At 69.4% G+C, this 12087-nt stretch carries 12 protein-coding genes and 1 pseudogene; 8 read left to right on the top strand and 5 right to left on the bottom strand.

Features of this window, described 5'->3' with window-relative positions; all coding sequences use genetic code 11:
- Nucleotides 1–195 precede the first annotated feature (195 nt).
- From QR77_RS21495 to pstB, 5 genes are all read left to right on the top strand, one after another.
- Complete coding sequence (locus QR77_RS21495) at nucleotides 196–651, top strand: NUDIX hydrolase (protein ID WP_052489673.1); 456 nt, start codon at nucleotides 196–198, stop codon at nucleotides 649–651.
- A 273-nt stretch (nucleotides 652–924) separates the two neighbouring features.
- A complete protein-coding gene (pstS, locus tag QR77_RS21490) occupies nucleotides 925–2058 on the top strand; it encodes a phosphate ABC transporter substrate-binding protein PstS (protein WP_040023689.1) in 1134 nt (377 codons plus the stop codon).
- Nucleotides 2059–2178: 120 nt separating this feature from the next.
- The gene (gene pstC, locus QR77_RS21485) at nucleotides 2179–3171 is read left to right on the top strand and encodes a phosphate ABC transporter permease subunit PstC (RefSeq protein ID WP_040023688.1); all 993 of its coding nucleotides are present in this window, start codon (nucleotides 2179–2181) and stop codon (nucleotides 3169–3171) included.
- Complete coding sequence (gene pstA, locus QR77_RS21480) at nucleotides 3168–4250, top strand: phosphate ABC transporter permease PstA (RefSeq protein ID WP_040023687.1); 1083 nt, start codon at nucleotides 3168–3170, stop codon at nucleotides 4248–4250. The genes pstC and pstA overlap by 4 nt, the downstream gene beginning before the upstream one ends.
- A 53-nt stretch (nucleotides 4251–4303) precedes the next feature.
- Nucleotides 4304–5080 (top strand): phosphate ABC transporter ATP-binding protein PstB, encoded by a 777-nt coding sequence (gene pstB / locus QR77_RS21475; RefSeq protein WP_040023686.1) that lies wholly within the window; start codon nucleotides 4304–4306, stop codon nucleotides 5078–5080.
- 156 nt (nucleotides 5081–5236) lie between these two features.
- Here the strand turns inward: pstB and QR77_RS21470 are convergent, their stop codons facing one another.
- Both QR77_RS21470 and QR77_RS21465 read right to left on the bottom strand, forming a co-directional pair.
- On the bottom strand, nucleotides 5237–6235 hold the full coding sequence (locus QR77_RS21470) for an inorganic phosphate transporter (protein WP_040023685.1): 999 nt from the start codon (nucleotides 6233–6235) through the stop codon (nucleotides 5237–5239).
- 5 nt (nucleotides 6236–6240) lie between these two features.
- Complete coding sequence (locus tag QR77_RS21465; protein WP_040023684.1) at nucleotides 6241–6861, bottom strand: DUF47 family protein; 621 nt, start codon at nucleotides 6859–6861, stop codon at nucleotides 6241–6243.
- Nucleotides 6862–7140: 279 nt separating this feature from the next.
- Here QR77_RS21465 and QR77_RS21460 point away from each other — a divergent pair, with 279 nt between their 5' ends.
- Nucleotides 7141–7536: a metal-sensitive transcriptional regulator gene (locus QR77_RS21460; protein ID WP_040023683.1), complete on the top strand. Its 396-nt coding sequence runs from the start codon at nucleotides 7141–7143 to the stop codon at nucleotides 7534–7536.
- Between the two features lie 54 nt (nucleotides 7537–7590).
- On the opposite strand, the gene QR77_RS21455 is transcribed toward QR77_RS21460, so the two are convergent.
- On the bottom strand, nucleotides 7591–7842 hold the full coding sequence (locus QR77_RS21455) for a hypothetical protein (RefSeq protein ID WP_040023682.1): 252 nt from the start codon (nucleotides 7840–7842) through the stop codon (nucleotides 7591–7593).
- 160 nt (nucleotides 7843–8002) lie between these two features.
- Complete coding sequence (locus tag QR77_RS21450; protein ID WP_040023681.1) at nucleotides 8003–8866, bottom strand: hypothetical protein; 864 nt, start codon at nucleotides 8864–8866, stop codon at nucleotides 8003–8005.
- A 191-nt stretch (nucleotides 8867–9057) separates the two neighbouring features.
- On the opposite strand from QR77_RS21450, the gene QR77_RS48925 reads away from it, so the two are divergent.
- Together QR77_RS48925 and QR77_RS21445 are read left to right on the top strand one after the other, a co-directional pair.
- Entirely contained in the window at nucleotides 9058–9282 is a 225-nt protein-coding gene (locus QR77_RS48925; protein WP_078876984.1) for a hypothetical protein, read from the top strand.
- Nucleotides 9283–9508: 226 nt separating this feature from the next.
- Entirely contained in the window at nucleotides 9509–11128 is a 1620-nt protein-coding gene (locus QR77_RS21445; protein ID WP_040023680.1) for an FAD-binding oxidoreductase, read from the top strand.
- Between the two features lie 500 nt (nucleotides 11129–11628).
- Here QR77_RS21445 and QR77_RS47830 read toward each other — a convergent pair.
- Nucleotides 11629–12087, bottom strand: a pseudogene (locus tag QR77_RS47830) (hypothetical protein); the annotation flags it as partial.

The following is a 12087-nucleotide window of genomic DNA, read 5'->3' as shown; positions in this document are numbered from 1 at the left end:
CGATCAGCGGCTGGAGGTGGAGGCGGCGCGCTTCGCCTTCCAGCAGGTCTGGCAGCAGGCGGCGGTAGCCGCGCCATGAGCGGCTCCGGGGACCAGCCGGACCAACCCGAACGGCCGGGCGGCCGCGACAACGAAAGCACCAGCGAAAACACCGACGACAGCAACAACGACGACAGCGACGGGGGCGAGGTCACCATGTCCGGGGGCCCCGAGCACAACGGCGACGACCACGGCAGGCAGCGCGACACCGTGCTGGCCGCCGGCTGCGTGCTCTGGCGGCGAGCGCCGTACGGCGACGGCGCCACGGAGGTCTGTCTCGTCCACCGTCCCAAGTACGACGACTGGTCCCACCCCAAGGGCAAGCTCAAGCGCGGCGAAGAGGCACTGACCGGCGCCCTGCGCGAGGTCCTGGAGGAGACCGGCCACCGCTGCGTGCCCGGCGTACGCCTGGGCACCGTCAGCTATCTGGCCCAGGGCCGGCCCAAGCAGGTCGTCTACTGGGCCGCCGAGGCCACCGGCGGCGCCTTCGCCGCCAACGACGAGGTCGACCGGGTGCTCTGGCTCTCCCCCGAGGCCGCCCGCGTACGCATCACCCAGCCCCGCGACCGGATGCTGATCGACGCACTGCTGAACGCCCTCCACGCCACCTGAGTGGTGCCCGCTGTTCACCGGGACCGTCGGCACCGGCCGTCACAGGCCCCTCCGTAGGCTGTTTGTGACACTTACCCACCTCAAGTGAAGCGAGCCGCACCAGGCCGTCTATCACGGTTCACCTGTCGTTCACTCCCTTCCGTCGGCGGCTTCACCTCATCTGCCTAATTTCGGCCTTACACGGTGACGGGCACAGCGCCGCACCGACCACCCCGACGCACGCCGCCGTTCAACCATTCGGACGCAGGCGGCTCCTGGAAGGAAACACCCGAAGTGAAGCTTTTGCGCAAGAACGGGCTGCGCGCCACCGCGCTCGGTGCCCTCGCCGTCTCCGGCGCCCTGGTTCTCTCGGCGTGCGGGTCGGACAACAACAGCGGCAACGACGGCTCTTCGGCGAAGCCCACCGCCGCTGCCGACGCCGCCGCCTGCAGCGGCGCCAAGGGCCAGCTCCGCGCCTCCGGCTCCAGCGCGCAGAAGAACGCCATGGACCTGTGGGCCAAGAACTACATGGCCACGTGTTCCGGCGTCGAGATCAACTACAAGTCGTCGTCCTCCGGCGAGGGCATCGTCGCCTTCAACAACGGCACCGTCGGCTTCGCCGGTTCGGACTCGCCGCTGAAGCCCGCCGAGGTCGCCGACTCCAAGAAGGTCTGCGCCGGCGGCCAGGGCATCAACCTCCCCATGGTCGGCGGCCCGATCGCGATCGGCTTCCACCTGGAGGGTGTGGACAGCCTCGTCCTCGACGCCCCCACGCTCGCCAAGATCTTCTCCACCAGCATCAAGACGTGGAACGACCCGGCGATCGCCAAGCTCAACCCGGGCGTGAAGCTCCCGAACAAGGCGATCCAGCCCTTCCACCGCTCGGAGGACTCCGGCACCACGGAGAACCTCGGCAAGTACCTCACCGCCGCGGCCCCCGACGCCTGGAAGTTCCCGGGCGGCAAGTCCTGGCCCGCCCCCGGCGGCCAGGCCGCGTCCGGCTCCGCCGGTGTCGCGCAGCAGGTGAAGCAGGTCGACGGCTCCATCGGTTACTTCGAGCTGTCGTACGCCACCTCGCAGAAGATCTCCACGGTCAAGATCGACACGGGTGCGAGCGCCCCCGTCGAGGCCAGCTCGGACGACGCGTCCAAGGCCATCGCCGCCGCCCAGATCGTCGGCACCGGCAAGGACCTGGCGCTCAAGCTCGACTACAACACCAAGACGGACGGCGCCTACCCGATCGTCCTGGTGACGTACGAGATCGCCTGCGACAAGGGCAACAAGGCCGACACCCTCGGCACGGTCAAGTCGTTCCTCGGCTACACCGCCAGCGAAGAGGGCCAGAAGCAGCTCACCACCGCCGGCTACGCGCCCATCCCGGCCGAGATCAACGCGAAGGTCCGTACGACGGTCGCCGGCCTCTCCTAGTCGGTAATCGTCCACCCGGTCGGCCGGCCCGGACCATCGCGTCCGGGCCGGCCGCCCGTCCGCCCATCCGGTGCACCGCCGCCAGGGGAGCCGTACTCCCCCACACAGACCGGAAACATCATGGCTTCCACCACACCGATAGAAACGCCACCGGCCCCGCCGTCCCCCCGCTCGTCGAGCCGCTCCACCGGCCGCGCCGGTGACAAGATCTTCTCGGGCCTCTCGCGGGGCTCGGGCATTCTGCTGCTCGTCGTCATGGCGGCGATCGCCGGTTTCCTCGCCTACCGCGCGTCCATCGCCATCTCCCAGGACCACGGCAACTTCTTCACCACCTTCGACTGGCTGCCGTCCCAGACGCCGCCGGTCTTCGGCATCGCCGTCCTCCTCGTCGGCACCATCGTCAGCTCGATCATCGCGATGGTCATCGCGGTTCCGATCGCTGTCGGTATCGCCCTCTTCATCTCGCACTACGCGCCGCGCGCCGTGGCCACCCCGATCGCGTACATCGTGGACCTGCTGGCCGCCGTGCCCAGCATCATCTACGGCATCTGGGGCGCCCTGGTCCTCGTGCCGTACGTCGACGGCCTCAACCTCTGGCTCGACCACTACTTCGCGTGGACGTACATCTTCGACCAGACGGAACCGGGCGTCGCGCGCAACATGCTCACCGTCGGCATCCTGCTCGCGATCATGATCCTGCCGATCGTGACCAGCGTCAGCCGCGAAGTCTTCCTCCAGGTCCCGCGCATGAACGAAGAGGCGGCCCTCGCACTGGGCGCCACCCGCTGGGAGGTCATCCGGCTCTCCGTCCTGCCCTTCGGACGCTCCGGTGTCATCTCGGCCTCGATGCTGGGACTCGGCCGCGCGCTCGGCGAGACGATGGCCGTCGCCACGGTCCTCTCGCCGAACTACCTGATGTCGCTCCACCTGCTCAATCCGGGCGGTGGCACGTTCGCCCAGAACATCGCGGCGAAATTCGACGAGGCCAACCCGCTGGGCCGGGACGCGCTGATCGCGTCGGGCCTGGTGCTCTTCGTCCTCACCCTGCTGGTAAACGGCGCGGCACGTCTGATCATCGCCCGCCGCAAGGAGTACTCGGGGGCCAACGCATGAGCCACGCAGCCATCATGGAGAAGCCGTCCCCGACACCGCCCACCGGCGGCGGCCGGGACAGCCTCAGCGGGCGCAGCCTCCCGCGCTGGGCACCCGCGGCGTTCGCCGCCGGCGGCATCGTCATAGGCGTGGGCATCGGCGCGGCGGCCGGCCTGACGAGCAAGGTCCAGTGGGGCCTGATATCCGTCGTCGCCTTCCTCGTCCTGTCCTACACGATCACCTCGGCGGTCGAGAACAAGCGCCAGGCCAAGGACCGTTTCGCGACCAGCATCGTCTGGGTCTGCTTCATCCTCGCCGTCGTTCCGCTGTTCTCACTGCTGTACTCCACCATCGGGCGCGGCGCGAAGATGCTGACCCCGTACTTCCTGACGCACTCCATGAGCGGCGTCCTCAGCTCGGACGCGGGCGGCGGCGTCTACCACGCCATCGTCGGCACCCTGGAGCAGGTCGGCATCGCCACCGTGATCTCCGTGCCGCTCGGCCTGCTGACCGCGGTCTACCTCGTCGAGTACGGCAAGGGCGCGCTGGCCAGGGCCGTGACGTTCTTCGTGGACGTCATGACCGGTATCCCCTCCATCGTCGCCGGTCTGTTCATCCTGTCGATCGTGCTGATCCTCAAGGCCGGCCCGTCCGGCTTCCAGGGATCGCTCGCCCTGACGATCCTGATGATCCCCGTCGTCGTGCGCTCCACCGAGGAAATGCTCAAGCTCGTCCCGAACGAGCTGCGCGAGGCCGCGTTCGCCCTGGGTGTGCCCAAGTGGCGCGTGATCATGAAGGTCGTGCTGCCGACGGCGATCGGCGGGATCACCACGGGCGTGATGCTCGCGATCGCCCGTATCGCCGGTGAGACCGCTCCGGTCATCCTGCTGGTCTTCGGCAACCCGCTGATCAACACCAACCCGTTCAGTGGTGCGCAGTCGTCACTGCCGTTCTACATCTACGAGCAGTACAAGGCCGGTGAACCCGCGGCCATCGACCGTGCGTGGGGAGGGGCGCTGGTGCTGATCGCCTTCGTCATGATCCTGAACCTCCTCGCCCGCGGCATCGCCCGCTGGAAGGCACCGAAGACCGGCCGCTGAGGCCCCGATATCCGGCTCCGCCGCGCGGGGCCACGAAAGAAGCAGTGATTCACATGGCCAAGCGAATCGATGTCAGCGGGCTCTCCGCCTACTACGGATCCCACCGGGCGATAGACGACATATCGATGACCGTCGAACCGCGCTCCGTGACGGCCTTCATCGGCCCGTCAGGATGCGGCAAGTCCACCTTCCTGCGCACCCTCAACCGCATGCACGAGGTCACCCCCGGGGGCCGCGTCGAGGGCAAGGTGCTGCTGGATGACGAGAACCTGTACGCCTCGAACGTCGACCCGGTCGCCGTACGCCGTACCGTCGGCATGGTCTTCCAGCGCCCCAACCCCTTCCCGACCATGTCGATCTTCGACAATGTCGCGGCCGGCCTGCGCCTCAACAGCAGGTACGCCAAGAAGGAGCTGGCGGAGGTCGTCGAGAGGTCCCTCAAGGGCGCCAACCTCTGGAACGAGGTCAAGGACCGCCTCAACAAGCCCGGTTCCGGGCTCTCCGGCGGCCAGCAGCAGCGTCTGTGCATCGCCCGCGCGATCGCGGTCGAGCCGGACGTCCTGCTGATGGACGAGCCGTGCTCGGCGCTCGACCCGATCTCTACCCTCGCGATAGAGGACCTGATCGGTGAGCTGAAAGAACGCTTCACCATCGTGATCGTGACGCACAACATGCAGCAGGCGGCGCGCGTCTCGGACCGTACGGCCTTCTTCAACCTCGCCGCCGTCGGCCAGCCCGGCAAGCTGATCGAGATAGACGAGACCGAGCGGATCTTCGCCAACCCGTCCGTACAGGCCACGGAGGACTACATCTCCGGCCGCTTCGGATAGGCACCAGGCGACTCAGACGTCCTGCGGTGCTGCATGGCGGTGCCACCGCAAGACGACGGGCCCGCTCCCTCTCCCGGGGGGCGGGCCCTCATTGTTCTGCCGGGGCGGTACGCGGCTTGTCGCGGCTTGTCGGGGCGGTACGCCTCAGCCTCAGCCTCAGCCGAAGATGACGTCCACGAGCCAGAAGCTCACGGCGGCGACGATCCCCGCCGCCGGCATCGTGATGAACCAGCCCAGGATGATGTTCTTCGCCACGCCCCAGCGCACCGCGTTGACCCGCTTCGTCGCGCCGACGCCCATGATCGCCGAGGTGATGACATGCGTGGTGGAGACCGGCGCCTGGAAGAGGTACGAGGTCGTGTAGAGGATCGCCGAACCGGTCGTCTCCGCCGCGAACCCCTGCGGCGGGTCCAGCTCGATGATCTTCCGGCCCAGCGTGCGCATGATGCGCCAGCCACCCGCGTACGTTCCCAGGGACAGCATCAGCGCGCAGACGATCTTGACCCAGATCGGGATCGGGTCGCTGAAGTCCTCCAGATTGGCGATGACCAGGGCCATCACCACCACACCCATCGTCTTCTGCGCGTCCTGGAGCCCGTGTCCGAGCGCCATCGCCGCCGCCGAGACGGTCTGGGCGAGCCGGAAGCCGCGCTTGGCCTTGTGCGGGTTGGACTTCCGGAATATCCACATGATCGCGACCATCACCAGATAGCCCACGATCAGACCGACGATCGGCGACAGGAACATCGGGATGACGACCTTCTCCAGCACGCCCTTCCAGATCACATCCGTACCGCCGGCGAGCGCTGCGCCCACCAGGCCGCCGAACAGCGCGTGCGAGGACGAGGACGGCAGGCCGAAGTACCAGGTGATCAGGTTCCAGACGATCGCACCCACCAGTCCGGCGAAGAGGATGGTCATCCCCCGCGACCCGGTGGGGGTCTCGATGAGCCCTTCGCTGACGGTCTTGGCGACGCCCTGCCCGAGGAAGGCACCGGCGAGGTTCATCACCGCGGCCATCGCCAGCGCGGCGCGGGGCGTCAGCGCGCGCGTTGACACCGATGTCGCGATGGCGTTCGCGGAGTCGTGAAAACCGTTCGTGTACGTGAATCCGAGCGCGACGCCGATGGTCACGACCAGTGCAAGGGTGTCCACGAGGGTCAGGACTCCTTGACCGTGATGGTCTCCACGGTGTTCGCGACGTGCTCGAACGCGTCGGCGGCCTCTTCAAGCACATCGACGATCTGCTTGAGCTTGAGCACCTCCATCGCGTCGTACTTGCCGTTGAAGAGGTGGGCCAGCAGCTTGCGGTGGATCTGGTCCGCCTGGTTCTCCAGGCGGTTGACCTCGATCCAGTACTCGGTGAGGTTGTTCATCGTGCGCAGGTGGGGCATGGCCTCGGCGGTCAGGTCCGCCGCCCGCGCCAGCACCTCGATCTGCTGCTCGACGCCCTTGGGCAGTTCCTCCACGTTGTAGAGGACGACCAGGTCGACGGCCTCCTCCATGAAGTCCATGATGTCGTCGAGCTGGGAGGCCAGGTTGTAGATGTCCTCACGGTCGAACGGTGTGATGAAGGAGGAGTTGAGCTGGTGGAAGATCGCATGCGTCGCGTCGTCGCCCGCGTGCTCCGCTGCCCTCATCCGCTCCGCGATCTCGGCTCTGGCGGAGGAATCCGCCCCGAGCAGTTCCATCAGGAGCTTCGAGCCCGTGACGATGTTGTCCGCGGACGCGGAAAACATGTCGTAGAAGCTCGTCTCCCTGGGGGTCAGACGAAATCGCACGTGGGTTCCTCGGGTTACATGGATTCGGTCAGGCTGATGCTAGGCGCATCATCCGGCCACGGCTAACGGGCCGGACCCAGTGTCGCCCATGACGCACCGCGCGCGGCACAGGCCCCTGTCCCCGCGCTCGCGGGCAGGTACCCTATACCCACGTGGGGTATACCACCACGTTCCGGACAGCAGGCCGAAACTCATCGACGACGCCGACCGGCGCCGGCCCACCACAACCAGCCAGCAACAAGGAACCGGCCACCACCGGCCGGACAACGGGAGGACGCGATGACGACCACCGAGGCGGCAGGCGGCGGCGCCGCGAGCGACGTACCTTCCGGTACGGCGGAGGGGGACGGCGCCACGACTGTGACAACTCCCACCACCGACCACGAGCGCGGTGTGCACGGATACCACAAACAGAAGGACGAACACCTCAAGCGGCTGCGCCGGATCGAGGGCCAGATCCGGGGCCTGCAACGGCTCGTCGACGAGGACGTCTACTGCATCGACATACTCACGCAGGTCTCCGCCTCCACGAAGGCGCTCCAGTCCTTCGCGCTCCAGCTCCTGGAGGAGCACCTGCGGCACTGCGTCGCCGACGCCGCGGTCAGGGGCGGGACGGAGATCGACGCGAAGGTCGAAGAGGCGACGAAGGCCATCGCGCGGCTGCTCCGTACGTAAGTACGTAAGCAAGAACGCAACGGCCGCTGGTACGAACCGACCGCTCGCCCCGGGTCAGGTCGTACGGCAGGTGGTGGCGGAAGAGGCCGAAGGAGCGCGGGGAGCGGGAGGGGCCGACGGGAAAGCGGCGAAGAGGGAAGCGCCGGAGTCCGGGCATTCGGGCGCCGCGCGCAGCACCTCGTCGATGCGGTCAAGGCTGAGCATGTCGTCGTCCACGGCGGACGCCGCGATCATCAGCTCTCCGCACAGCTCGATCTCGGCGAGTGCCACGTGGTCCTGGACGGTCGGCGTACGCAACCGAGCCACGGGCTGTCACCTCTTCCTGCCGGTCTGCGCCGATCTGCCTGCCGAGCCCGGCTTCCTGGGCCGGGCAGACCCAGCGTAAGGAGGGTGACGCCTGACGCGCATGGCACGTCCGGACCATTTTCGCCTTGATCTTCCGCGGCCATGTCTTGATCCTGCCGGTTTACGCCTTGATCTCTCCGGCGAAGATGTCGCCCCGTGGCGGCAGCGCGACCGCCACCCGCAGCCCGAACCCGTAGAGCAACGTGGTCGACGCGACGGCGACCGTATGCCCCTGGTTGAGATAGCTGAACAGATGCCTGACCTTGCGCAGCCGCCCTGAGTCGTCCAGGTAGGCGTCGAACCGCACGGTGTCGTCGGCGAACCCCTTCGCCGCCGCCGTCAGCGCACCACGCGCGTACGGTGAGGCCGCCTTCGCCGCCCGGGAGATGTCCGTGACCCCCTTGTAGTGCCACACCCTGGCACCCGCGAGATCCTGCTCGCCGACGAAGGTCACCTTCTCCGCCGTGCGCAGCAGTTCGGCCGCCGCCAGCGGGTCCGTCGCCCCGCCGGTGACGAGATTCCCGTCCTCCAGCGCGGTCGCGTCCACCCTGACCCACTTGTCGGCGGGCACGCCGGCGCCGCGGTTCTTCATGTACAGCGCGCCGGGCGACAGCAGTTCGGTGATGGGCCGGTGCTCGCTCGCGCCCGCCGGATCCTTGGGCAGGACGACCGTCAGCCTCCCCATCCGCCTGCGGAAGTCGTAGGAGCCCTCGCCCCTGATGGTCACCCGGGTCCCGCCCGTCGCCATCTCCATCGACGTACTGGCCTGGGAACTGCCCGCCACCAGCAGTGTGTCGGCGGCCTTGCGCAGCGCCCCGGGATCACCAGCGGGACGGCCGTCGACCACGGCGCCGCCCGCCGCGGCCGCGCCACCGCCCGCCGAGCAGCCGGCAGCCGTGGCCGTCACCGCCGCCACGACCCCCGCCACGGCCACGACGGCGAAGGGCACGCCACCGCGCCCGTGCCTGTGCCGTCGCGCCAGCATCGCCTGCCAACCCCCAACGCGGGACCGTCCCCGCGTGCGCGGGGCTGACTGCTTGTCCGAAGCCCGTCCGTACCGCATGACCCGCATAACGACGCCTCGCCCCACCCGTCACGCCGAGGAGGTGGATGGTGACTGAAACTGATGGGTCCGGACGCCCGTACCCGCCCCGGAGGCGCCGGTACGGTGGAGCTGTGTGCGAGTCAGATGTCAGCGATCCCCCCACCGCCTCACCCACACCGTCCGCCCCACCCGCAGCACCTGGGTCAGCCGGAACCCCGCCGTCACCCCACGCCACGTCGACCACCGAACGCGGGTCGTTCTGCCTGGCCCGGTGCGTCTGCGGCTGGTCGGGGCCCGCCCGGAGATCGCGCGATCTCGCGCGTACGGACGCGGCGGCGCACGCCCTCAACCCGTAACCGCCACGCGTATCCCGCAGCCGACTTCACGACGGTGTACACGGGTCCGCGCCGGTGTGTTCCCATACGGGCCGGTGTGTCCGGCGGCTCGGCGTGCCGTACTTCAACGGCAGGCAAACATCATCCGCGACACGGAACCTCATGACCTCCTCGCGCCGTCAGGTTCTCCGGGGGCCGGACCACACACAGATCCACCGCGCGTCAGCGCACCACAGGAGGTCGTCCCATGGAACGGCGCACACTGCTCACCGCCGCGGCCACCCTCGTCACGGCGGGCGTCGCGACCGCCTGCACGGGCGGCGGCAGCGGCGGCAGTTCGGGGAAGGGCGGCGGAACGGGCGGTACGGCACCCGCGGGCAGCACGGCCACGACCGCATCCGGCCGCACCCCGACGGCGAGCGCCTCACCCGGCGCCCCGAGCTGGTCCGCCCTCGCGAAGGGCCTCGACGGCGACCTCGTACAGCCCGACGACGCCGCGTACGCCACCGCCAGGCAGCTCTACAACACCCGCTTCGACAGCCTGAAGCCGGCGGCCATCGCCTTCGTCGCGAGCGAGGACGACATCAAGGAGTGCCTCGCCTACGCGCGTACGCACCACACGCCCGTCTCCATACGCGGTGGCGGGCACTCGTACGCGGGCTTCTCCAGCGGCAACGGCCGTCTCGTCATCGACATCTCGAAGCTCAACTCGCTGAGCCACGCCTCCTCGGACGGCACCGTCGGCGCCGGCGCCAGGCTCGGCGACGTCTACCGGACACTCGCCGCCAAGGGCCGTACGATCCCGGCCGGGTCGTGCCCCACCGTCGGCGTCTCGGGACTCACCCTCGGCGGCGGCCACGGCGTCGCCGCCCGCGCCTACGGCCTCACCTGCGACAACCTCACCTCGGCGACGGTCATCATGGCCGACGGCAGCCGGCTGACCGCCGACGCCAAGGAGAACAAGGACCTCTTCTGGGCGCTGCGCGGCGCGGGCAACGGCAACTTCGGCGTGGTCACCGAGCTGAGCTTCCGTACCCACCCCGCGCCCGAGGGCGTCTCCGCGTTCATGAGCTGGCCGTGGTCGAAGGCCGACGCGCTGCTCGCCGCCTGGCAGGAGTGGGGGCCGGACCAGCCGGACGAGATCTGGTCGTCGCTCCACTTCGACGGCGGCCCCGGCGGCGTCACCCCCACCGCTTCCGTCTCCGTCTTCTCGCTGGGCAGCGAGGCCGACCTGCACAACGCGGTCGACAGGCTCGCCGACGGCCCCGGCGGCCCGGGCCCCGCCAACTCCGTCTCCATCAAGAGCCGCAGCTACGGCGACGCGATGCAGGTGTACGCGGGCTGCTCGGGCCTCACCGCGGAACAGTGCAGGCTGCCGGGCACGACCCCCGGCCGCAGCACGCGGGGCGCGCTCCAGCGCGAGACGTACGCTGCGGCCTCCGACTTCTTCGACCGTTCGCTGTCGGCGGCGGGCCGGGCCGCCCTGATCTCCGCCGCCGAGGACTTCACCCGGATCCCGACGTCGGCGGGCGGTGGCGGCGGATCGATCGCGCTGACGGCGCTGGGCGGCGCGATCAACCGGGTGGACCCGATGGCCACGTCGTTCGTCCACCGGAGTTCGCGGATGCTGGCGCAGTACATCGCCTCCTGGGAGCCGGGCACGGCGGGCAACGAGCAGCAGGCATGGCTGAAAACCGCTCATGCCTCGATACGGCGGTACGCGTCGGGCGCGGCGTACCAGAACTACATCGACCCGACGCTGACGGACTGGCGGAACGCGTACTACGGACCGGCGGCCGACCGTCTCACGAAGCTGAAGAAGCAGTACGACCCGGAGAGGCTGTTCGACTTCGCGCAGGCGCTGTAGGGCGGCGCCGGGGACGCCCTGGAGGGGCGGCGGGGACGGTCGGGGCGCGGATGGGGCGCGGATGGGAGCGCCGGGTAACCCGTACGGTCCACCGAAGTGGCCGTACGGGGCTCCGGACGATGGCCTGTACCCATGCACCGCACGCACCGAAACGGACCTCGGATAGCCGCGCTCGCGACGGCCGCCGCCCTCTTCCTCGCACTCACACCCGGCGGCACGGCCGAGGCGGTGACCAGGCCCACGGAGCCGCGCGAGCTCACACGTATCAGCACGGCGGCCGGAGAGGTGCTGGCCGACGAGCGGGGCAACCCGCTGTACGCCAGGCTCGCCGACAAGCCCGGCAGGTCCGGCTGTACGGGTACGTGCGCCACCACCTGGCCGGCGGCGGTCGGCACCCCGAAGCGGGCGAGGGGCGTCACCGGCACGCTCACGCGGACGGCGAAGGACGCGGCGCACAGCGACAAGCCGCAGGTGATCTACGAGAAGCACCCGCTGTACTACTACAAGAACGACCGGCCGGGCCGGCCCCGGGGGCAGAACATCGGGGGCTTCAGCCTGCTCGCGCCGAACGGCCGGCTGCTGTCGACGACGGTGAGGGCGACGAAGCGGGCGAGCCCGGCGACGTCGGAGACGATCTCGGCGACGTCGAGGCCGGAGCCGCCGGCGGTGGCGGCTTCGAAGAGGGCGAAGGCATCCGGGAAGGCTTCGGGGAAGGCTTCGGCCAAGGCGAAGGCGTCGGCGAACGCGGCCCGGAGGTCGAAGTCGGCGAAGCCGCCGGGGACTCCGAAGCCCCCGAAGTCGCCGAAGCCGAGCTCGACCTCACGCTCACGCTCGGCCACCGCGGCCGCCTCCCGCCCGGCTTCCCGGTCGTCGGCCCCGAAGCCCACAGCGCGGTCCGGCGCGGCATCCGCCCCGGCGTCCACCTCGCGGCCCGCCCCCGACTCCGTACCGGCGCCGCC

Source organism: Streptomyces sp. 150FB, from assembly GCF_000818195.1.
GTDB lineage: Bacteria > Actinomycetota > Actinomycetes > Streptomycetales > Streptomycetaceae > Streptomyces.
This window is presented reverse-complemented; position numbering and strand designations above follow the sequence as displayed.